We start from the raw sequence: 20,800 nt of genomic DNA, 5'->3' as shown, positions 1-20,800 counted from the left end.
GGTCTGACCGATCGGGGTCTGGTGTAACTCGGTCTGGCCTGTGGTCATCGAAACGGCCGCTCCCTGCTGTGGTGCAGAAGCTCTGCCCGTCCTCGTTGCATCTGGCAACCCGTTTCCTGCCGTCGTATTCCGCGCTGGGCGCATCCGGGTGCGGCATCGCTTTGCAACGAGCGCGCTATCGTCCATCGTCCGGCCGCGTTATCGTCGCCGCGCTCCATTTCGAGGCCGCCCTTGCGATTCCTGATCCATCTCGCCGTCGCCATCGCGATCGCCATTGTCGTCGGCCTCGGCTCGGCGTTCCTGGTGCTCGACCGCGACCGGCTGTTCGGCGCGGTGACGCGCGGGGCGTGGACGGCGTGGCCGGATTCCGGCAGCCCGAACGCCGATCCCTATACCGAGGCGATGCTGGCGCGCTCCGGCGAGGTGCCGCTCGGCGGCGGCGAGGGCCTCGCCTTCAGCGCAGAGGTGGATTCGTCCGGCCAACGCCTCACAGGCGGCTGCCGCTACCGCGTCTCCGGCCAGACGCCGCCGGCGCGGCTCTGGACGCTGACCGTCTATGACGAGGACGGCCACCTGATGGAAAATCCGGCGCGGCGCACGGCCTTCCACTCGCGCGAAATCCTGCGGCGCGAGGACGGCAGCTTCGAGATTGCGGTGGCGCCGAAGCCGCAGCCGGGCAACTGGCTGCCGGTCACGACCGGCGAGCGCATCCGGCTGATCCTCCGCCTCTACGACACGCCGCTTTCCGGAGGGGCTGCGATCGGCGACATCGTGCTGCCGGCGATCGAGAGGGTCGGCTGCTCATGATCCGCCTCCTCCTCTACGTCCTCGGCGGGCTGCTTCTCGGCGGCATCATCCATATCGCCGCCATCCTGCTTTTGCCGGATTTCGCCAATCGCGACGCCTGGACCTCGCTCGGCCGGTTCGGGCGAGACGGCGCGTTCCATCTGTTGCCGATGTCGGAGCCGGGCACCGAGCCGCTGCCCTATCTCGATCCGGAAATGGCGTATGCCGCCTGCCGCTTCTCGCTCGAGAACGGGCCGATCCGCATCAAGGCGGCGATGCCGGACGATTTCTGGTCGATCGCGGTGTTCAATCGGCGCGGCAGCAATGTCTACAGCCTGAACGACCGTTCGGCCGAGCGGGCTGACATCGACCTCGTCATCGCGACGCCGGTGCAGATGGCGCAATTGCGCGAGAACCCGATCGCCGCCCTCGATCAGTCGATCGTCATCCAGGTGCCGATCACGCGCGGCTTCGCGCTGATCCGCAGCTTCGTCGCGGATCCGACGCTGCTCGGCAAAGCGGAGACCATGCTGCGCGCGGCCAACTGCTCCGCCGAGCTGCCCTCGGCGGAAGCCCCCGCCCCCGTCGCTCCCGACGAGAAGAACTAGCTCAAGCGCCGCGACCCGGCGTCGGTCGTTGCGCGGCCGTCGTGGATGGCGGTGGCACCGGCCGCTCCGGCCGCGACCGATCGATGCGGACGCCCGAGAAGATGATGATCTGGCAGGTCCCCTCTTTCGGGAGCTCCGACCGCGCGCGTCTGCGCCGGGCTGCCGTGTAGGTCAGTATGGTGCCCATGTGACCTCCTTCGAGGTCCGTTCGGCCGGATCGACGCCCCGACTGCCTGGCGGACACTCTCTCAAGCACAATAGCACCATTTACGGACCGGCAAGGTTAACGGAACGCTAACGACTTCCGGGCACAATCGGCACGGGCTTGGCGATCGGGGCTTGCCACCGGAATTTGCGATCGCGTCGACGGCACTTCGGGTAACGCGTCATCATGCATCCCTCGTATTTTTCGGATGGTCTCATGGCCATGGCCGTATCGAGCCAGCAAAGCCGCGATGCCGCGTTGCTCCGCGCAACGACGGAACTGTTCGTGCTCGACAAGGCGCACGACCAGGCGGAAATTCGCCGCTTCGAAGAACTGACCGCGCATTTCCTGACCAAGGTGACGCCGGCCGACCGCGCCTTCGTGGCGGAGCGGCTGGCCCGCCACCCGGATGCGCCGGGCGCGATTTTACGCATGCTGGGCAAGGACTTGGTCGAGATCGCCTCGCCGGTGCTGCGCCATGCCGAGCTGTCCTCCTTCGATCTCCTGGCGATCCTGGCGGCGACCGGGCCGGCGCATTTCCGCATGATCGCGGCGCGCGACGACCTCGCCCCCGACATCGTGCAGGCGCTCCGCCTCACCGGCGACGCGGAGACGATCGCGCTGCTGCCCGAGGCGGCCGAGGATGCGCCGCTCGCCTACGAGATCCCGCCGCCACCCGCCGCTCCGGAGCCCCTGCCCGCGGTCGCGGCAGTCGCTCCCGCGCCGGAAGAGCCCGCTGTCCCCGCCGTCTCGAAACCCGAGGTAGCGCCGGTCGAGCCCGCGAATCAGATCGCGCCCGAAAAGTCCCCCCTGTCGGCGCTCGCCGCCGCGCGGGTCCTTACTGCGAGCCTCAGCGCCGAGCTGACGGCGATTGCGACCGAGACGCCGGTGCCCGAGGGCCTGTCGCGCCGGACGTTCGAATCGCTCACACGCGCCCAGAAGCAGCCTGCCGCCCAGCCGGAGAAGGCCAAAAAGTCCGCCCCGGCGGCCGCTCCCGTCGCTGCGGCCAAGGCCCCGGAACCGCTCGCGCCGGCCCCGATCGCAACGACCGAGGCGGCCGAGCCGGTCGCGCCGGCTGCCGTTGCGGCGCCGCATGCGACCGATGCATTTCTCGACCTCGACCGCGCCGGCCGCCTGGCGCGGCTCGCCTCGATCTCGGGAGCGCCGATCCAGCCTTCCCGGCTGACGCCGATGGAAATCGACCATGCCTTCCGCGCGGCGATGAGCCGGGCGCGGCTCAGCCTGCTCGCCCGCCAGCGTCAGCGCGACGCGCTGATCCGGACGCTGGCCGACGGTCTCCGGCTCGACGTCGACAGGGTCACCGCCCTGCTCGACGACCCTTCCGGCGAGGCGCTGGTGGTGCTCCTCAGGGCGATCGGCCTCGCCGATGCCGAGGCGCAGCAGGTGCTGCTGCTCGCCAATCCGGTGATCAGTTCGGCGGTCGAGACGTTCTTTCGGCTCACCGGCCTGCTCGGTGGCCTGGAGAAGGCGGTCGCCGATCGCCTGGTCGCCGAATGGCGGAGCGACGGCACGGCCGCCAGCCCGTCGCACCAGCCCCATTTCGCCGATGCGCCGCGCAAGGAAACGCGCCAGCCTGCGACCGGACACGCGGCGGACCATGCCAAGCCGGATCAGGCGAAACCGGTGCTGACGGGTACGATGGGCTGAAGTCAGTCTGTGGCGATGTCGAGGAAGGCGCGGCCGGCGCGGTCCTCGATCTCGACCACCCAGACGTCCGGATCGAACCGCATTTCGGACGCGATCCGCGCCTGCAGAGCCAGGCGATCGATCCGCTTGCCGATATGGGAGAACAGCCGGTCGGTCGGCTTGCTGTCGTCAAACGCCGTCTGCGGGGCCGGCCCGTAGAGATCGACCGTGCCGTCGAGCCAGTCGACGACGACGAAGATGGCGCCCGCCTCCTCGGAGCCGCGCCGGACGACCGCCGCGAACGCCCCCTCGACGAAAGCACGTCGCACATAGGCCGCCACCCAGAGGCCGGATGTCAGGCGCATCAACGCCTCCTGGCTGTCAAAGCGTGCCCATCGCGCCGATCAGGACCAGCTTGGCGATCACCGCGTCGCCCGCCGCGCCGGTCATCGGCAGGCCGTTGTCGAGCTCGAAACGGCGGATGGCATTCGCCGTCTTGCCGCCGCCGCGCCCATCGACATCAACCGGCCCATAGCCGATCTGGTTCAAGGCGACCTGCACCTTCTTGATCCGGGCGCGGGTCGCCGGATCCTCGATCGAGCCGGTGGAAGCCGGTTCGGCGACCTCGGCGCGCGGCTGGCCCTTGCGGATCTGGCCGAGCAGCCGGGCGCTCGGCTGGCCGGTCGGGATCAGGCCGATCTTCTTCTCGAAGGCGGAGATCGCCGCCTTGGTCTGCGGGCCCATGACGCCGTCGACGGCGCCCGTATAGAGCTTGGCGGCGGCCAGCGCCTGCTGCGTATCCGCGATCAGGTTGCTGGGCGTCGCTGCCGCTACCGTGCTGGTGGAGACGGGGGTCGGTTGAGGCTGCGTGTGCGGCAGCGCCACCTGCGTCCGGCTCTTCGGCAGCGGCACGGGGGCCGGCTCCCCATCGGACGATGCCGTATCGGACTGATCTTGCGCGGTTCCGCCCCGCGTCACGAAGAGCGGATCAGGATGCCGCTTCGTCTGCAGGAACGCGGCGTTGGAGACGATCACGGAACCGACGATCAGGATGACCACGAGCCCGCCTGACTGAAGCGGGTTCTCGATCACCTTGTCGGCCAGGCGGCTGAGCAGCCCCTCGCTGTCCTTGACGGGCTTCCTGGAGCGGGCGGCCGGCCGCTTGCGCCGGGTCGGGGCCTCACGCACGCCGGCGCTCCCTCTCCTCGAGGACAGGCCCGGCCCCACCGACAAGGGTGGGTCGGCGGTTGCGAAGGGGAAGGCGCACGGTCGCCGTGGTGCCACGGCCCGCCTCGCTTGCGAGTGTGAACGTACCTCCCTGCAGCTCGACCAGTCCCTTCACCACCGAGATACCCAGTCCGGTTCCCTCGGCGCGGCGCTCGTGGCGGGCGTCCGCCTGGACGAAGGGCGTGCCGATGCGCGGCAGGTCGCTGGCGGCGATGCCGACACCGGTATCGGCGACTTCGAGCACGAGGTCGCCGCTTTCCAGTCGCGCCGCGACGGTCACGGTGCCACCGGCTTCGGTGAACTTCGCCGCGTTCGACAGCAGGTTGAGCAGGATCTGGCGGCAGGCGCGCCGGTCGGCGACGACGTCCGGCAGGTCGCGATCGATCCGGCGAACGAGCTTGAGCCCCCGGCCCGTGATCTGTTGCGACATGATGTCGAGCACGCAATCGACCAGCGGCGCGACCGGGAACGGCGCTGCCACGACCTCGAACTTGCCAGCCTCGATCTTGGACATGTCGAGCACGCTGTTGACGACCTGCAGCAGGTGTTCGCCGGAAGAATGGATCAGCCGGATATAGTCGCGATGGCGGGCCATCTCGAACTTGCCGAACAGCTCGCGCTCCAGCATTTCCGAAAAGCCGATGATCGCGTTGAGCGGCGTGCGCAGCTCGTGGCTGACATGGGCGAGGAACTGGATCTGCGACTGGTTGGCCTCGGCGGCCGAAGAGCGCGCGGCGACGATCTCGGTCTGCTGCGTCCGCGCTTCCGTAATGTCGCGCATCACCGCGACGATCGTACGGACGCCGGTCGCGGGATCGAGGACGGGGCGACAGCGCATGTCGACCCAGAGGAAATCGGAGGCCGTATCGGCCCGGCGCAGGCGGAACTCCAGCGTGCGCGGCTCGCCGGTCCTGTCCGTCTCGGAGATCGCGTGCAGATAGGCCGGGCGATCGGCGACATGGACGCGGTCGAACAGGCCGTGGCCGGCGAGATCGGCGGCGGAGCAGCCCAGCATGGTCCGCGCGGCGGGCGACGCATATTCGAGCGCACCGACGCTGTTGTGACGGGTGATGAGATCGGTGCCGTTCTCCGCCAGCATCCGGTAGCGCGCCTCGCCGTCCCGCGCGGCAAGATCCGCCTCGCGATAGACCTGCTCGATCCGCAGCGCCAGCCCGGCGCCATAGAGCAGCGCGGCGATGATGAGGATCGGCACGAAGCCGGCCGATGCCCCGCTTTCGACCGGAAGCCATCCGGCCAGCGACGCCGTCGCCAGCGCGGCGAGCGCGACCGCCGCCATGCCGATCGAGGCAAGCGTGATGCGGCGTGCGCCGGAAAGCGCGGCTTCCGCCGGGACGATGGCGAGAAGGATGAGCGCGGGCGACTGGAGCCCGCCGGTCAGCGCGCCGCCGAGGACGACGAGCCCCGCAAGCGCCAGCGCCGACAGGAGATGCGCGGCCTCATAGCGGCCGGTGCGCGACAGGAAGGCCGCGATCGGCAGCGGCGCGGCGAGGAAGGCGAAGGCGACCGCCGAGCCGAACGAAGGGGCGCCGGAAAGCGCCAGCCAGATCGGGAACAGCAGGAGCACACCGAGCCCGACGGCAAGATGGGCGGCGATGAAGGCCCTGTGCCGGCTCGCGACCAGCGAATCCTCGCTGGCCGAACCATGCACAAGTCCATCGATAACGCGCCGCAAGGGCTCGAAGGAAACCGTCATACGCAACACACCGGTGACGCTCGTTCCGGCCTTTCGGCCCCGTCGCGGAACCTCCGCGCCTGACCATCCGGCAATGAGGGCATCATGGCAGCCGGCGCTTAAAGGAACCCTAAGGGGGCGGACACAAAGGGCGAACGACGCGATCGGCGGCAAGGCTCAAGCCGGTCCTTTGGCGCAGAAATACTCGCGCCGGCGTGACAATTGCTGGCTGGCTGGCCCTCGTTACGGCATCGCGGCGGCATGGAGCCACCTCGTGGCCGACCTCGGCTCAAGACCGAATCGGTAGGGCGGAGGCGATAAGCCTGCCGGAAAGATGCCCGCGATGAACAAAGTCGAGAATTGCCGCACAGCGCAGCCGCCGCCCCCTCCCGCGCAAGTTGCTCATGGTTAGCAAACTGCGAACGCCATTGCTCAAATTCGGCGTTGCATCTCAACCTGGCCTATAGCCGCTCCCGCTAAGGTGGCGACAGGTTCACGGAGAAGCCGTGACCGTCCCGCGTTTCAGGCACAGTCGGAAGGGCTGGTTCCATGTTTCTCATCCGGGCAGCATTCTGGTTTTCGGTCGTCGTTCTGCTGATCCCGGGCGACCCGAACAGCGGCACCGACGCGCCCCGCGTCAGCGCGATCGACGCCCTCGTCGCGGCACAGGGCGCCGTCTCCGACCTCGCCGGCATGTGCGAGCGCCAGCCGGATGTCTGCAGCAGCGGCGGCGCGGCTCTCGCCGCCTTCGGCGCCAAGGCCCGCTATGGCGTCGGCCTCCTCTACAACGCGGTCGACGGCAAGCTCGCCATGCCGACCCTGCCGGGCGTCGCGAAGGACGGCACGCTGACGCCCGCCGACATGGCGCCGCAGTGGCATGCTCCGAAGGCGCACGACCGCAACGCCTGACCGGAACCGCGCGCCAACAACGTCATTCTTTCGCCCCGGCGGTTTCATAGCGGTCCGCGAGACGCTATATGCGAGAGACCATGAACATCACCGCCACGCTCGCCCCCATCGACCGGATTCTCGACGATTTCGCCTTTCTCGACGATTGGGACGATCGCTATCGCTATCTGATCGAGCTCGGCCGCGGCCTCGCGCCGCTGGCGCCGGAAGCGCATAACGACGCCAACAAGGTGCAGGGCTGCGCCAGCCAGGTCTGGCTCGAGAAGAACGTCCGGCAGGAAGCCGATGGTCCGCATCTGGACTTCAAGGGCGACAGCGATGCGCTGATCGTGCGCGGTCTCGTCGCCATCGTCATCGCTCTCTTTTCCGGTCGTCCGGCAGCCGAGATCGTCGAGACCGACGCCGAGGCCGTGTTCGAGAAGATCGGCCTTCGCGAGCATCTGACAGCGCAGCGTTCGAACGGGCTGCGTTCGATGGTGAACCGCATCAAGACCGAGGCGGCCGCGGCCGCCGGCTGATCAGCCGATCGTCGGCCGGAAGTCCTCGCTTCCCCAGTGCCGCATTCCGCCCTCGCCTCCCCGCGCCATCACGGCGAGGCCGTAGTGACGGGCGAGCGCCGAGAGCGCCAGCAGCAGCACCAGCTTGGCCGAGCGCTTCGGCCAGCCGCGCGCCGTCTCGATGTCCTCGATCCCCTTGAGGAAGCAGCAGAAATCGACCAGCACGCCGGAGAACTCCGGCCCCACCGCCGTGAGCGCCCTCTCAAGGCGCATGCGGGCTGAAAGCGCCGCCTCCGTCAGTTCCGCCATGCCGCCCGCGCCGCCGCGCCGGCCGCTCGCCACCGCCGCCGACCAGTTCGAGGTCACGCGCGGCATGAGTTGGCCCCGGGTGAAATCGGCGCGCAGCCTCTCCCCCGCCTGGAAAGCGGCGTCGTCGATCAGCGGCTTGCCGTCGCGCCCCTTGCGGCTGCGCAGCCAGGCGAGCGGGCTTTCGCTGATGTCGACCGTCACGCTGTGCCGGCCGCCATCCCGCTCGATCGTCTGCGTTTCGCGCGCCTGGTGCTGGCTAGAGAAATCGTCGCCGCCGGCGAGCGACCGGCGCACCATCACCCGCCCGGCGGCGGAGAGCACCAGCCCGTCCGATCCGTCCGCCGCGAGGGCGCCATCCGCCAGCAGCGCCTTGACATCGGCGGTGTCGACCCCCATCCGGCGCGCCGACAGCGGCGAGGCGAGGACATAGCCGTCCGCCGCCCGCTCGATCCGCGCGCCGGCGGTCGCAAGCCGCCGCGCCAGCTTCAACGCCGCGCGCGCCGCCATCACGAACGCCCTCCGGCTGCGGACCGGCGGCCGATGGAGCGGCTCGCCGCCCGTTCGAGGCAATCGACCAACTGATCGACCCGCGCCTGCTCGCGATCGTCCTCGATCCGGCGGCAGGCATGCGCGGCCGTTGTCCGGTCCCGGCCGAACAGTTGGCCAGCCTCGGTATAGGTGAGGCCGAGCGTCGTATGGGCGAGATAGAGCGCGACCTGGCGGGCATAGGCGGCCTGCGCCGTGCCACGACCCGTCGCACAGAGGTCGCCCGCCTCGACATCGAGAGCGGAGCCGACGATGGAGACGAGCATTCGCTTTGTGCCCTCCTGCTCCCGCTGTCGCCGCCGGATCTCCCGGTCCGGTGTCTGGTCCGATCGTGCGTCCATTCCGCTCCCTCCCGCTTGTTTCGGCGATATAGGAAAATAATCCTATGACAGCTTAGACCGAGGCCGCAAGCACGGGGATAGATTCTTTTCGGGCTCGAACGAGCCGTCCGGCGGATCCGGCAGCGATGCGGGGACAGAGCCCGAGCCAATCCCCGCGTATCGCCACGGCCCGACAATGGGTTCCGCAACAACGGAGCCCGTCATGATCGACCCATCGCGCCGCACTCGCGGCCCTTCCTCGAAATCGATGCCGGTGGCCGACCGGGCGAAACAGGCGGTTGGCACAATCGTCGCCGCGGGTGTCGCCGCCTACCGACGGCAGACCTCCCTGCCTCCCCTGCTGCCAATGATGCCGGAGGAGATGGCCGATACCGGCGAGGCGATGCGCCGCCGGATCGTCGCCAGGCTGGCGCGGGCGCTCCGGGCCGAGCGGATGCGCGGCCGTGCCGGTCACTGGACCTATGACATCAACCGCCACATCGCGCTTCGCCAGGCCTATGAGGCCGAGCGCCTGCTGCTATCGACGCCGATCCACCGATCCTGACGCGGAAAACAAGAAGGGCCCGGCGATGCCGGGCCCTTCTCGAAAAACTATACTAGCGGATCGATTAGCGGCGCTTGCGCTGCTGGCCGAGGCCCATCTTCTTGGCGAGCTCGGAACGCGCAGCCGCGTAGCTCGGAGCAACCATCGGATAGTCTGCCGGCAGGCCCCACTTCTCGCGGTATTCTTCCGGCGAAAGGTCATAGTGCGTGCGCAGGTGGCGCTTCAGCGACTTGAACTTCTTGCCGTCCTCGAGGCAAACGATGAAATCCGGGAACACCGACTTCTTCGGGTTCACAGCGGGCTTCAGGGGCTCGGGCTCGGGCTCGACCACGCCGCCATGGGTACGGTTCAGCGCCTGATAGACTTCAGTGATCAGTCCCGGGAGGTCGTTGGCCGACACCGAATTGTTGCTGACATAAGCGGAGACGATATCAGCCGTCAGATCTATGAGGTCGCTTCCTGCCGTTTTTTCAATCATGGTCTACCCTAACTTCGGTTGTGTCATCGCAATTCTGTAACGAAGAAATTGAAAGCTTGCAGCTTCGAAAGCGCCAGCGCCGGACAAATCCAGGGGGCGACCGTGCCTATCGGCGCGCTAATTCCGTTACTTCGTCGCACCTATATAAGTCATGTTGCTTAAAGACAAGCACTAAGTCGCGGCAACGATAGGCCGCGGCACATCTTTGTGCTCGCGACGATTCGTCTCGGTCAATCTTCTCGTGTTCACATTGAGCGGCGGAAACCCATTCACAATGCCGCGATCAACACATATGTCGCGAGCAGTGCCGTCGCCCAGAAGGCGATTCGTCCCGTCCGCCAGTTGGAGGCACCGGACAATTGCGCGACGGCCCGAATTGAGACTTCCCTCCAGCTCCCGTGCAGAATGCCGCGCAGGTCAGCGGCCTTGTCTTGCAGCGGCCGGCAGGCAAGGCCCCAGACTACCGCGGCCTTTCGCGGCAGTTCCCGCCAGAACCAGTCGACATCCAGCGTAAATCCGGCTTTGGGCTGAAGTAACGGAAACAAGCCGACAAATATGCAACTTGCGGCGATTAAGAGTTGCAGTTGGAACAGGATGTGGTCCGGCGTCATAACAGCGACATCGGCGATCTCCGGGACGAGACCAGCGAGCGCCGAGGGGAAACAGCCGATCGCGAGGATGCTGCCGCCGAGAAGCGCCATCGCCGCCTTCATCGACCACGCGGTCGCCGCCACATCGCGCGGCTTGCTGGAACGGAACAGCGCGAACCACGGCAATTTGAGCCCGACATAGAGGAACGACCCGGCGGATATCGCCGTCAGCGCGAACCAGGGCCATCCCGCCTGGTCCTCAGCGAGCGCGGCCAGGATCGCGGACTTGCTGACAAATCCGGCCGTGAGCGGCACAGCGGAGAGCGAGAAGGCCCCGACCAGCAGGGCAGCTGCGGTCAGCGGCATGGCGCGGGCAAGGCCGCCGAGCGCGGAGAGCCTCGTCTCGCCGGTGGCGCGCAGGATGGCGCCGGCCGTCATCATCAAGAGCGCCTTGTAGAGGATGTGCGCGAAGGCATGCAGCGCGGCGGCGGCGAGCGCCAGCTCCGAACCGATGCCGATCGCGACCAGCATGAAGCCGACCTGCCCGACGATCGAATAGGAAAGCAGCTTGCGGATATCGTCCTCGAGCAGCGCATAGACGAGGCCGTAGACCGCCATGGCGAGGCCGAACCAGACGAGCGCCGGCTCGCCGGGAAACAGGCGGATCAGCACCAGGACGGCGGCCTTGGTGGTGAAGGCCGACAGGAACACGGTGCCCGACCACGACGCCTTCGGGTAGGCGTCGGCAACCCAGGCCGAGAGCGGCGGCGCGCCGGCATTGACGAGGATGCCCGCGAGCATCAGCCAGCGGCCGAGATTGTCGGCGCGGATCGCCTGCAGGGCGACACTGCCGGACGTCGCGATTTCGGCGGTGATGCCGGCGAAGAGCAGCACGCCACCGAGGACATGGATCAGAGCATAGCGCAGGCCGGCCCGCGCGTTGCCGTTCGACCAGATGACCACGGTCGAGCCGATCGCCATGATTTCCCAGAACACGAACAGCGTGACCAGATCGCCGGCGAAGGCGATGCCCTGCGCGGCGCCGGCGTAGATCAGGGCCGCGGCCTTCTCGGCGACGTTTGGCTGCGTGACGCCATAGAGCGCGCCGGCGACGGCGGCGAGGCCGAAGGCGGTGCCGAAGATGCGCGCCATCCGGTCGGGCGCGAGCGGCATGAGAGGAAGCCCGAGCCAGTCGACGACCAGTCCCGGCCCGAGCGGCAGCAGCCAGACGAGGGCGAGCGCGGCGAGCGGCGCGGCCAGGAAGACACCGTCGCGCAACCAGCCCTTGAGGAGCGGCAATAGCAGCCCAGCGAGGATGAGGATAAGCGCCGGCGACAGGGGGCCGAAGGTCTCAGTCATCGGAGCTCTCCCCCGGACGGCGCATCAGCCTCGCCCAGCCCCAGGCGACGGCAACGGCCAACGCCGCGCTCGAGAGCCCGAACCAGGCGGCGAAGCCCGGCGTGCCCTCGATCCAGAAACTGGCGTGGTGCTCGACGAAGAGGTCGGCGCCGATCAGCAGAACGAGCAGAAACAACAGGCAAAACAGAACCCGGCGACGCGTGCGCTCCATCTCACCCTCCCACGATCATCGAGGCGAGGCGGAACGGCACGCCGGGAAACAGGAACAGCAGCACCGTGCCGGCCGCAGTGGCCGTCAGCGCGACCACCATCGGCAGCGGCGCCTCCTGGCGGGGGCCGTTCGCCGGTCGCAGGAAGGCGCGCGTCAGGATCGGCAGGAAATAGGCGGCGTTCAGCACGGTCGAGACGATGATGACGCCGACCGCGACCCAGTTCGCAGCACCCGTCGCCGCGTCAAGGATGAACCATTTGCCGAGGAACCCGGCCGCCGGCGGCAGGCCGATCATCGACAGCGCTCCGATGGCGAAGGCTCCCATCGTCCAGGGCATGCGCCGGCCGATGCCGTCCATCTGGCTGACCTTGGTGACATGCTCGGCCGTGTAGACCGAGCCGGCGGCGAAGAAGAGCGTGATCTTGGAGACCGCGTGTGCCGCGATATGGAGTGCTGCGCCGAGCACCGCCACCGGCGAAGCAAGCGCGGCGGCAAGCACGACATAGGAAAGCTGGCCGACCGTCGAATAGGCGAGACGGCGCTTCAGATCATCCGCCCGGAGCGCGACGATCGAAGCGGCGACGATGGTGAAGCCAGCGACATAGACCAGCCACTGGCTGGCGCCGCTCGCCGCGAGCGTCTCGATGCCGAACACCGAGACGACGACCTTGAGGATGGTGAAGACGCCTGCCTTGACGACGGCGACGGCATGCAACAGCGCGGAGACCGGCGTCGGCGCCACCATCGCGGCCGGCAGCCAGCGATGCAGCGGCATCACCGCCGCCTTGGCCGCGCCGAAGACGAAGAGCGCGAGCAGCACGGTCATTGCGCCCGCGCCGAGCTTGCCGTCGAGAATGCCGCCGGTGCGGAAATCGAGCGTGCCGGCGACCATGCCGGTCCAGACGATCGCCGGCAGCAGCAGGATCATCGAGGCGCCGATCAGCGTCAGCAGATAGACCCGGCCGGCCTTCATCGCCGCCGGGCTCTGCTTGTGCGTGACCAGCGGATAGGTCGAGAGCGACAGGATCTCGTAGAAGACGAAGAGCGTGAAGAGATTGCCGGCGAAAGCCAGCCCCATCGTCGCGAAGATGGCGATCGCGAAGCAGGCATAGAAGATCGTCTGGCGCGGCTCGTCATTGCCGCGCATGTAGCCGATCGAATAGAGCGAATTCGCGATCCAGAGCGTCGAGGCGACGGCGGCGAACAGCATGCCGAGCGGATCGATTTTCAGCGCCAGCGCCAGACCGGGCGCGACAGAGGCGAGGTGCAGCTCCGGCCGCGCGCCCTGCAGCACATGCGTGAGCAGAGCCATCACCACGCCGAACAACAGCACCGCGCCGACCAGCGTCGCCGCCTCGCGCGCGTTCGGCCAGCGGCCGAGCAGCGCGATCGCCAGCGTCGCGAGCGCCGGCAGAGCCAGCGACAGCGCCAGCAGGTTCGCGTCGGTCAGGGGGAAAGCCGTCATGGCGCCACCCCGAGCAGCCGGTTGGCGGCCGCCGCGGCGAGGCCGGCCGGCCATTCCGCGTCGATGCCGAACCAGATCGTCGCGCCGGCAAGGATCCACATCGGCACGAGCAGCTCGAACGGCGCCTCCCGGCTTTCACGGGCGGCCATTGCCGGCTCGCGGAACCAGACCACCTCGACGATGCGGCCGACATAGAGCACAGCGAGGACCGAGCTCGCGACGATCAGGATCGCCAGCCAGCCGAGGCCCGCCTCGAGCGAGCCGAGGATCAGATAGTATTTCGAGACGAAACCGCTGGTGCCGGGCACGCCGATCAGGCCGAGGCCGGCGATCGTCAGCGCGGCTGAGGTCCACGGCATGGTGCGGCCGATACCGGAGAGTTCGTCCAGCTTGGCCGTGCCCGAACGGAAGACGATCGCGCCGATCGCCATGAACGCGGCGCCTTTCATCAGCGCGTGATTGAAGAGGTGCAGCAGGCCGCCGGTCAGTCCGGTCGGATTGGCGAGCGCGAGGCCGAGCGTGATGTAGCCGATCTGGCCGACCGACGAGAAGGCGAGGATGCGCTTGACGTCGTTCTGGAAGATCGCGGCGGCGGACGGGATGAACATCGCCGCCACCGACAGCACGATCAGGATCGAGCCGATCGGGATCTCGCCGACATCGACATGGCCGCCGAACACGGTGAACAGGAAGCGCGCCAGCAGATAGAGCGCCACCTTGGTGGCGGTCGAGGCGAGCAGCGTGGTGGCGGCGGACGGCGCATAGGCATAGGCGTTGGGAAGCCAGGCATGCAGCGGGAACAGCGCCAGCTTCAGACAGATGCCGACAGCGATGAACGCCTCGGCGACGATCAACGCGCGCGATCCCTCTGTTCCCGCGAGGCGCTCGACGATCAGGCCCAGATTGAGCGTGCCGGTCGAGAGATAGATCAGCCCGACGCCGATGACGTAGAAGGTCGCGCCGATCGTGCCGACGATCAGATACTGGTAGGCGGCGACCAGCGCCCGCCGGTCGCGCCCGAGCGCGATCAGCGTATAGGTCGCGAGCGACGAGATCTCCAGGAAGACGAAGGCGTTGAAGGCATCGCCCGTCACCGCGATGCCGAGCAGGCCGGCGATGCAGAGCAGCATCATCGTGTAGAACCACGCGATGCGCTCGGGGATGATCTCGGCCACAACGCTGCGGCGCGCATAGAGCATCGTCACGACGGCGACGATGCCGACCAGAACAACGATGAAGGCATTGAACGCGTCGACGCGATATTCGATGCCGAGCTCGGGCGCCCAGCCACCGATGCGGTAGGAGATCACCCCTTCCGCCTGTACGCGCCAGAGCAGCGCGATCGCGATCGCCGCCGTCGCGGCGGAGGCGATGAGCGCGATCGCCCAGGCGGCAAAGGGATGGCGCGACAGCGCCGCCAGCACGGCGCCAAGCAGCGGAACGACGATCAAAAGGATCGGCAGGTGCGGCGCGATCATGCGGATTTCGCGCCCCAGCCGGGTGTCGAGCGAGCCTTCGGCGTATCCCTGGCGATGATCTCGTCTTCTTCGATCGTGCCGTAGGCTTCCTTGATCCGCACCACCAGCGTCAGCCCGAGCGCAAGCGTGGCGATGCCGACGACGATGGCGGTCAGGATCAGCACATGCGGCAGCGGGTTGGCGTAGACGGCATGCCCGGCGTCAAGGATCGGCGCCGTGCCGCCGAGGAGCTTTCCGGGCAGGATGTAGAGCAGGTAGACCGAGGTCTGGAACAACGACAGGCCGATCAGCTTCTTGACCATGTTGCCGCGCGCGATGACGACATAGAGGCCGGCGACCATCAGGAAGATCGTGGCGATCTGGCTGAAATGGGCGATCACGAGCGCCTCCGGCCGGCGAAGGCATAGAAGATCGCGACCATGGTCGAGAACACGGTCATGAAGACGCCGATCTCGACCAGGAACACGCCCCATTCCTGCCCGTGCACGGCGTCATGGGCGAGATGGTTGTAGTCGAGGAAATTGGCGCCGGTCAGCAGGCCGGCGATGCCGACGCCCATGTAGATCAGCACGCCGCCGGGGATCAGGACCTCCAGCAGGCGCATCGGGACGATCTTCTGCACCGGGGCAAGACCGACGATCAGGCCGTAGAGAATGATGGCCGCTGCCGCGATGACGCCCGCCTGGAAACCGCCGCCCGGGCCGTAATCGCCGTGCAGCTGCACATAGAGCGCGAACAGAAGCAGCGGGGCGAGCATGAACTTGGTCGCGACGCGCAGGATGATGTCGAACCGCATCAGTTGCCTCCCTCGCTCCGGCGGCGGCGCAAGAGCGCCAGCACGCCGATGCCGGCCGTGAAGACGACCGTCGTCTCGCCCAGCGTGTCGAAGCCGCGATAACTGGCGAGAACCGCGCTGACGACGTTGGCAATGCCGGTCTCCGGCACCGACCGCGCCAGATAATCGGCGCCTTGGCGGTGGATCGGCTGGTCGGGCGAGCCGAACTCCGGCAGGTCGCTGAGCCCCCAGACCAGCGCGCCGGCCGTGACCAGGGCGACGAGAAGCGGCACGAACTGTCCGCGCGTCGACGGCGCCTCGACGGTGTCGGTCAGGTAGAGCGCGCCGAGGAAGAAGACGGTCGAGACGCCGGCGCCGACGGCGGCCTCGGTCATCGCGACGTCGACGGCATCGAGCACGATGAACAGCGTCGCCATCAGGAAGCTGTAGATGCCGAGCAGGACCACGGCGGCGAACAGGCCGCGCACGCGGACGATGCCGATCGTGACCGCGCCGAGCAGCAGCAAGAGGACGATGGTGACCGCGGTCTCGATCATGACTTGCGGCCCTTCCGCGTCGCGGCCTTCGGCTTGCCGCCGGCCTTCTTCGCCGTGGCCGGCTCGGTCCGCTTGCCGTCCCCGGCCAGCACAGGCTTGACGCCAGCCTGCAGCGCCGCCGCGGCGAGCGCATGCGAGGCGACGGGACCCATGAAGAGCAGGAAAGCGAGAAGCAGCGCGAGCTTGACCGAAACCAGCGAGAAGCCGGCCAGAAACACCATGCCGATCAGCATCAGGCTGACGCCCAGTGTGTCGGCGACCGAGGCGGCGTGCATGCGCGTGAAGAGATCCGGCATCCGGTTCATGCCGATCGCGCCGGCGATCAGGAAGAACGCGCCCGCGAACAGGAAGAGGCCCGCGACGATCTGGGTGATGAGCGCCATCAAGACTTGTCCGCCTCCGCCTCGGCGCCGAGCGAGCCGTGCCGGAAGAACTTCAGCACGGCAAAGATGCCGACATAGTTGAGCAGCGCGTAGGTGAGGCCGAGATCGAGGAATTCCGGCCGCCCGGTCAGGAAGCCGAACAGCGCGAGGACGAGGATCGCGCCATTGCCGATCGAATTGGCGGCGAGCAGCCGGTCGAAGGTCGTCGGCCCGCGCAGGGCCCTAACGACGACCAGCGCCATCGCGACCAGAACGGCGAGAAGGGCTGCGGCGATCATGCCTCCCTCCCCTCGAAGCGGGCGACGCGGCGGTCCATCTCGCCGGCCTCGACATCGGCGGCGCCCTCCTTCGTCAGGGCATGGACGAGGAAATGATCCTTCTCGCGGTCGATCGCGACCGTGATCGTGCCGGGCGTCAGCGTGATCGAATTGGCGTAGGTGGCGATGCCGACCGGCGTCCGCGCCGAGACCCTGGTGTGGAAGAGCTGCGGCGAGATCGGCAGCTTCGGATCGAGGATGATCCGGGTCACCCCGATCGCCGATTTGACGATCTCGCGGGCGAGCCAGGGCCAGTAGGTCAGGCCGGACAGAAGACGATCGACCGGATGCCCCTCCTCGTCAGAAAATCCGAAACGCCGGCCGAGAAGCGCCAAGAGGACGGAGAGGATCGCGCCCGATGCGATCAACCAGACCGTGTAATGCCCTGAAAGCAGCAGCCAGAATGCAAACAGAAAGAGGGCAAGGCTGGCGGTGCGCAGCATGTAATCAGCTCCTCCTGTTCAGGACATCTTCGGGACGGGATCGTGATTCGATGGATCGGCTGAGATAAAGCACGATGAGCCGCCCAACCCAAGACAAACACGACCGTAAAAGCGACGGGTGCGACAAGGCGAACGGAAGCGATTGTGAATTTGCGGCGATCGCCTATCTAGAACAACGAGCTGTGTTTCACCCGATTGCCATCTGTCGCCAAGGTAGCGGCCACAGACCGAGGAGCAGGCATGTCCACCACCGACCGTCCCAAGATCGAGAAGACCGACGCCGAATGGCGCGCCGAGCTGACGCCGGAGCAATATGCCGTCACGCGGCAGCAGGCGACCGAGCGGCCGGGCACCGGACCCTATCTGCACGAGAAGCGCGCCGGGCTCTATACCTGCGTCGCCTGCGGCGCGCCGCTGTTCCGCTCCGAGACCAAGTATGAATCCGGCAGCGGCTGGCCGAGCTTCTTCGACGCCGTCGACGACAAGGCGATCAGCGAAGTGACCGACCGCTCGCACGGCATGGTGCGGACCGAGATCGTCTGCGCCAGCTGCGAGGCGCATCTCGGCCATCTCTTCCCAGACGGGCCGAACCCGACCGGCCTGCGCTATTGCACCAACGGCACCGCCCTGAAGCTGAAGCCGGACGACGGCGAGGAAGCCTGAGCCGGAAGGCGGGCCGGCGGCTCGGAGAAACGAGGCGCGGCCATGGAGAACGATCGACTGCTCGGCGCATGGCTGTTGAAGTCCTTCGTCTATGAGGACGTCCGGACGGGAGAACGCCACGAGCCCTTCGGGGCGCGCCCTTCCGGCACGATCCTGTTCCACGCCGATGGCCGCTTCTTCGCCCTGATGACGCCGGGCGAGCGTTCCGTTCCGCATTCCGAAGGCGAGCAGGCGGCGGCGTTCCAGTCGCTGATCGCCTATTCCGGCCCCTATCGGCTGGAACCGCCGAACCGGCTCGTGACCTCGGTCGACATCGCCTGGTTCGAGCCCTGGGTCGGCAGCGAGCAGGTCCGCTATTTCACGCTGGACGGCGACGCGCTCGACCTCGTCAGCGCCCCTCTTCGCCTGCCCAAGGCTGGCGGAGAGGAAACCACCGTCTTCGCCCGCGTCTCCTGGCGGCGGGAGAAGTCTGCCGTGCCTCCAATACCCCCGCATTGAACCCCCGCCCGCGCGGCGGTACCAATACACGCCTCCTTTCGAACGGACGCTTACCGAGCCGTCCCGCCCTGTCCCAACGATCCTCCCGCAGGAGCCATATCTCTCGTGAACCCGCCGATTGCCGCCAAGCGCCCCGTGACATCAAGCCATCACGGCGTCACGCTCACCGACGACTATGCCTGGCTTCGCGCCGACAATTGGCAGGAGGTGATGCGCGATCCGAGCGTGCTGGCGCCAGATATCCGCGCCCATCTCGAGGCGGAAAACGCCTATACGGCCAATGAGATGGCCGATACCGAGGCGCTGCAGGCGACTCTGTTCGCCGAGATGCGCGGGCGGATCAAGGAAGACGATTCCTCCGTTCCCTCGCCCGACGGCCCCTTCGCCTATGCGATGCGCTTCACCGAGGGCGCCGAGCAGCCGCTGGTCGTCCGCACGGCGCGCGACGGCAGCGGCCCGGAAACCACCCTGCTCGACGGCAACAAGCTGGCCGAGGGCCGCGCCTATCTCCGGCTCGGCAGCGCCGACCACAGCCCCGACCACAAGCTTCTCGCCTTTGCCTATGACGACAAGGGTTCGGAATATTACACGCTGCATGTCCGCGACATCGCGACCGGCGCCGATCTCAGCGACACGATCGAGGCGACGACGGGCGGCGGCGTCTGGGCGGCCGACAGCAACACGATCTTCTATACCGTCCTCGACGACAACCACCGCCCCTGCCGCGTCTACCGCCACGTCGTCGGCACGCCGCAGGCGGACGACGTGCTCGTCTTCGAGGAGCAGGATCCGGGCTTCTTCCTCGGCGTCGGCCAGACGCAGTCCTCGCGCTACATCCTGATCGACAGCCACGACCACGAAACCTCGGAAGTCCGCCTGCTCGACGCCGAGGACCCGACCGGGGAGCCTCGCCTGATCGCCGAGCGCCAGACGGCGGAGGAATACTCCGTCGACCACAATGGCGACACGCTCTACATCCTGACCAATGCCGGCGACGCTGAGGACTTCAAGATCGTCACCGCCCCGGTCGCCTCGCCCGGCCGCGCGAACTGGAAGGACCTGGTGCCGCACAATCCCGGCACGCTGATCCTCGGCATGACCGTCTACAAGGACTACCTGGTCCGGCTGGAGCGCTTCGCGGGCCTGCCGCGCATCGTCGTGCGGGCGCTCGCCAGCGGCGAGGAACATGCGATCGCCTTCGACGAGGAGGCCTATTCGCTCGGCATGGGCGACGGCTACGAGTTCGACACCTCGACGCTCCGCTTCACCTATTCGTCGATGACGACGCCGTCGCGCGTCTATGACTACGACATGGCGACGCGCGAACGCACGCTGCGCAAGGAGGAGGAGATTCCCTCCGGCCACAACCCGGCCGACTATGTGACGCGCCGCGTGTTCGCCAAGGCCGCCGACGGCGAGACGGTTCCGGTGTCGCTGCTCTACCACAAGGACACGAAGCTCGACGGCAGCGCGCCCTGCCTGCTCTATGGCTATGGCGCCTACGGCATCACCATCCCCGCCTCGTTCTCGATCTCGCGCCTGTCGCTGGTCGATCGCGGCTTCGTCTATGCCATCGCCCATATCCGGGGCGGCAAGGACAAGGGCTTCCGCTGGTACACCGACGGAAGGCGCGAGAAGAAGGTGAACACCTTCACCGACTTCATCGCCGCCGGCGAATATCTGGCCAAGGAAGGCTTCACGTCGCGCGGAAAAATCGTGGCCTGGGGCGGATCGGCCGGCGGCATGCTGATGGGCGCCGTCGCCAACATGCAGCCGGATCTCTTCGGCGGCATCATCGCCGAGGTGCCTTTCGTCGACGTGCTCAACACCATGCTCGACGACACCCTGCCGCTGACGCCGCCGGAATGGCCGGAATGGGGCAACCCGATCGAGAGCGCGGAGGATTTCAAGAACATCGCGTCCTACTCGCCCTACGACAATGTCGGCGCCCACGCCTATCCGCCGATCCTGGCGATCGGCGGCCTGACCGACCCGCGCGTGACCTATTGGGAACCGGCGAAATGGGTCGCGAAGCTGCGCGAGACGAAGCGCGGCGACGCGGTGCTGATGCTGAAGACCAACATGGACGCCGGCCATGGCGGCGCCTCCGGCCGCTTCGACCGGCTGAAGGAGACGGCGTTCTCGACCGCCTTCGCGATCAAGATCGTCGCCAGCAAGATCATCGGCAACGGCTGATCTTCCCTCTCGACAAACGCGGCGGCGCTTGACTTCATCCGGCGCTGCCGCACCTTAACGTCAGGGGTAATCGAG

General features: G+C 67.6%; 25 protein-coding genes. 9 read left to right on the top strand and 16 right to left on the bottom strand.

Annotated elements, in window-relative coordinates:
* The first annotated feature begins 231 nt into the window (after positions 1 to 231).
* The 3 genes from AC6HZP_RS09410 to AC6HZP_RS09400 all read left to right on the top strand — a co-directional run bounded on the left by AC6HZP_RS09410 (position 232) and on the right by AC6HZP_RS09400 (position 3,267).
* Positions 232 to 807: a DUF1214 domain-containing protein gene (locus AC6HZP_RS09410; RefSeq protein ID WP_497526344.1), complete on the top strand. Its 576-nt coding sequence runs from the start codon at positions 232 to 234 to the stop codon at positions 805 to 807.
* A complete protein-coding gene (locus tag AC6HZP_RS09405) occupies positions 804 to 1,394 on the top strand; it encodes a DUF1254 domain-containing protein (RefSeq protein WP_497526343.1) in 591 nt (196 codons plus the stop codon). The genes AC6HZP_RS09410 and AC6HZP_RS09405 overlap by 4 nt, the downstream gene beginning before the upstream one ends.
* Before the next feature lie 421 nt (positions 1,395 to 1,815).
* Positions 1,816 to 3,267: a hypothetical protein gene (locus AC6HZP_RS09400; RefSeq protein ID WP_497526342.1), complete on the top strand. Its 1,452-nt coding sequence runs from the start codon at positions 1,816 to 1,818 to the stop codon at positions 3,265 to 3,267.
* A gap of 2 nt (positions 3,268 to 3,269) precedes the next feature.
* On the opposite strand, the gene AC6HZP_RS09395 is transcribed toward AC6HZP_RS09400, so the two are convergent.
* The 3 genes from AC6HZP_RS09395 to AC6HZP_RS09385 are packed head-to-tail and all read right to left on the bottom strand — an operon-like array spanning position 3,270 to position 6,187.
* On the bottom strand, positions 3,270 to 3,611 hold the full coding sequence (locus AC6HZP_RS09395; RefSeq protein WP_497526341.1) for a DUF1491 family protein: 342 nt from the start codon (positions 3,609 to 3,611) through the stop codon (positions 3,270 to 3,272).
* 16 nt (positions 3,612 to 3,627) lie between these two features.
* Entirely contained in the window at positions 3,628 to 4,434 is an 807-nt protein-coding gene (locus AC6HZP_RS09390) for a peptidoglycan-binding domain-containing protein (protein ID WP_497526340.1), read from the bottom strand.
* Entirely contained in the window at positions 4,427 to 6,187 is a 1,761-nt protein-coding gene (locus AC6HZP_RS09385) for a PAS domain-containing sensor histidine kinase (protein WP_497526339.1), read from the bottom strand. Before AC6HZP_RS09385 ends, AC6HZP_RS09390 begins: the two co-directional genes overlap by 8 nt.
* Positions 6,188 to 6,715: 528 nt before the next feature.
* On the opposite strand from AC6HZP_RS09385, the gene AC6HZP_RS09380 reads away from it, so the two are divergent.
* Both AC6HZP_RS09380 and AC6HZP_RS09375 read left to right on the top strand, forming a co-directional pair.
* On the top strand, positions 6,716 to 7,075 hold the full coding sequence (locus AC6HZP_RS09380) for a DUF5330 domain-containing protein (protein ID WP_497526338.1): 360 nt from the start codon (positions 6,716 to 6,718) through the stop codon (positions 7,073 to 7,075).
* Positions 7,076 to 7,155: 80 nt separating this feature from the next.
* A complete protein-coding gene (locus tag AC6HZP_RS09375; RefSeq protein WP_497526337.1) occupies positions 7,156 to 7,593 on the top strand; it encodes a SufE family protein in 438 nt (145 codons plus the stop codon).
* Here AC6HZP_RS09375 and AC6HZP_RS09370 read toward each other — a convergent pair whose 3' ends face one another.
* A complete protein-coding gene (locus AC6HZP_RS09370; RefSeq protein WP_497526769.1) occupies positions 7,594 to 8,388 on the bottom strand; it encodes a DUF6456 domain-containing protein in 795 nt (264 codons plus the stop codon). It abuts the gene before it with no gap.
* Complete coding sequence (locus AC6HZP_RS09365) at positions 8,388 to 8,693, bottom strand: helix-turn-helix domain-containing protein (RefSeq protein WP_497526336.1); 306 nt, start codon at positions 8,691 to 8,693, stop codon at positions 8,388 to 8,390. Before AC6HZP_RS09365 ends, AC6HZP_RS09370 begins: the two co-directional genes overlap by 1 nt.
* Before the next feature lie 277 nt (positions 8,694 to 8,970).
* Between AC6HZP_RS09365 and AC6HZP_RS09360 the strand changes: the two genes are divergently transcribed.
* The gene (locus tag AC6HZP_RS09360) at positions 8,971 to 9,312 is read left to right on the top strand and encodes a hypothetical protein (RefSeq protein WP_497526335.1); all 342 of its coding nucleotides are present in this window, start codon (positions 8,971 to 8,973) and stop codon (positions 9,310 to 9,312) included.
* Positions 9,313 to 9,376: 64 nt separating this feature from the next.
* Here the strand turns inward: AC6HZP_RS09360 and AC6HZP_RS09355 are convergent, their stop codons facing one another.
* The 11 genes from AC6HZP_RS09355 to AC6HZP_RS09305 form a co-directional block, all read right to left on the bottom strand.
* Entirely contained in the window at positions 9,377 to 9,790 is a 414-nt protein-coding gene (locus AC6HZP_RS09355) for a Ros/MucR family transcriptional regulator (protein WP_018184086.1), read from the bottom strand.
* A 269-nt stretch (positions 9,791 to 10,059) separates the two neighbouring features.
* Positions 10,060 to 11,739 (bottom strand): proton-conducting transporter transmembrane domain-containing protein, encoded by a 1,680-nt coding sequence (locus AC6HZP_RS09350; protein ID WP_497526334.1) that lies wholly within the window; start codon positions 11,737 to 11,739, stop codon positions 10,060 to 10,062.
* Positions 11,732 to 11,950, bottom strand: a complete 219-nt coding sequence (locus AC6HZP_RS09345) for a hypothetical protein (RefSeq protein ID WP_497526333.1) — start codon at positions 11,948 to 11,950, stop codon at positions 11,732 to 11,734. The genes AC6HZP_RS09350 and AC6HZP_RS09345 overlap by 8 nt, the downstream gene beginning before the upstream one ends.
* Position 11,951: 1 nt before the next feature.
* Positions 11,952 to 13,415 carry a proton-conducting transporter transmembrane domain-containing protein gene (locus tag AC6HZP_RS09340; RefSeq protein ID WP_497526332.1) on the bottom strand — a complete coding sequence of 488 codons (1,464 nt, stop codon included), beginning with the start codon at positions 13,413 to 13,415 and terminating at the stop codon, positions 11,952 to 11,954.
* Positions 13,412 to 14,893, bottom strand: a complete 1,482-nt coding sequence (locus AC6HZP_RS09335) for a monovalent cation/H+ antiporter subunit D family protein (RefSeq protein ID WP_497526331.1) — start codon at positions 14,891 to 14,893, stop codon at positions 13,412 to 13,414. Before AC6HZP_RS09335 ends, AC6HZP_RS09340 begins: the two co-directional genes overlap by 4 nt.
* The gene (locus tag AC6HZP_RS09330; RefSeq protein ID WP_497526330.1) at positions 14,890 to 15,273 is read right to left on the bottom strand and encodes a cation:proton antiporter subunit C; all 384 of its coding nucleotides are present in this window, start codon (positions 15,271 to 15,273) and stop codon (positions 14,890 to 14,892) included. Before AC6HZP_RS09330 ends, AC6HZP_RS09335 begins: the two co-directional genes overlap by 4 nt.
* The gene (locus AC6HZP_RS09325; protein WP_497526329.1) at positions 15,270 to 15,689 is read right to left on the bottom strand and encodes a Na(+)/H(+) antiporter subunit B; all 420 of its coding nucleotides are present in this window, start codon (positions 15,687 to 15,689) and stop codon (positions 15,270 to 15,272) included. Before AC6HZP_RS09325 ends, AC6HZP_RS09330 begins: the two co-directional genes overlap by 4 nt.
* On the bottom strand, positions 15,689 to 16,225 hold the full coding sequence (locus AC6HZP_RS09320; protein ID WP_497526328.1) for a DUF4040 domain-containing protein: 537 nt from the start codon (positions 16,223 to 16,225) through the stop codon (positions 15,689 to 15,691). Before AC6HZP_RS09320 ends, AC6HZP_RS09325 begins: the two co-directional genes overlap by 1 nt.
* Positions 16,222 to 16,608 carry a monovalent cation/H(+) antiporter subunit G gene (gene mnhG / locus AC6HZP_RS09315; protein WP_497526327.1) on the bottom strand — a complete coding sequence of 129 codons (387 nt, stop codon included), beginning with the start codon at positions 16,606 to 16,608 and terminating at the stop codon, positions 16,222 to 16,224. Before mnhG ends, AC6HZP_RS09320 begins: the two co-directional genes overlap by 4 nt.
* A complete protein-coding gene (locus AC6HZP_RS09310) occupies positions 16,608 to 16,886 on the bottom strand; it encodes an MrpF/PhaF family protein (protein WP_497526326.1) in 279 nt (92 codons plus the stop codon). The genes mnhG and AC6HZP_RS09310 overlap by 1 nt, the downstream gene beginning before the upstream one ends.
* Positions 16,883 to 17,368, bottom strand: coding sequence for a Na+/H+ antiporter subunit E (locus tag AC6HZP_RS09305; RefSeq protein ID WP_497526325.1), 486 nt, complete (start codon positions 17,366 to 17,368; stop codon positions 16,883 to 16,885). The genes AC6HZP_RS09310 and AC6HZP_RS09305 overlap by 4 nt, the downstream gene beginning before the upstream one ends.
* Positions 17,369 to 17,608: 240 nt before the next feature.
* On the opposite strand from AC6HZP_RS09305, the gene msrB reads away from it, so the two are divergent.
* From msrB to AC6HZP_RS09290, 3 genes are all read left to right on the top strand, one after another.
* Positions 17,609 to 18,031 (top strand): peptide-methionine (R)-S-oxide reductase MsrB, encoded by a 423-nt coding sequence (gene msrB, locus AC6HZP_RS09300; RefSeq protein ID WP_497526324.1) that lies wholly within the window; start codon positions 17,609 to 17,611, stop codon positions 18,029 to 18,031.
* Between the two features lie 42 nt (positions 18,032 to 18,073).
* Positions 18,074 to 18,529, top strand: a complete 456-nt coding sequence (locus AC6HZP_RS09295) for a lipocalin-like domain-containing protein (protein ID WP_497526323.1) — start codon at positions 18,074 to 18,076, stop codon at positions 18,527 to 18,529.
* 105 nt (positions 18,530 to 18,634) lie between these two features.
* Positions 18,635 to 20,725: a S9 family peptidase gene (locus AC6HZP_RS09290; protein WP_497526322.1), complete on the top strand. Its 2,091-nt coding sequence runs from the start codon at positions 18,635 to 18,637 to the stop codon at positions 20,723 to 20,725.
* Positions 20,726 to 20,800: the final 75 nt, after the last annotated feature.

Source organism: Kaistia sp. SLG-1, assembly GCF_059699055.1.
Note: the sequence above shows the minus strand (reverse complement) of the source record. Positions and strands in the feature narration are given on the sequence as shown.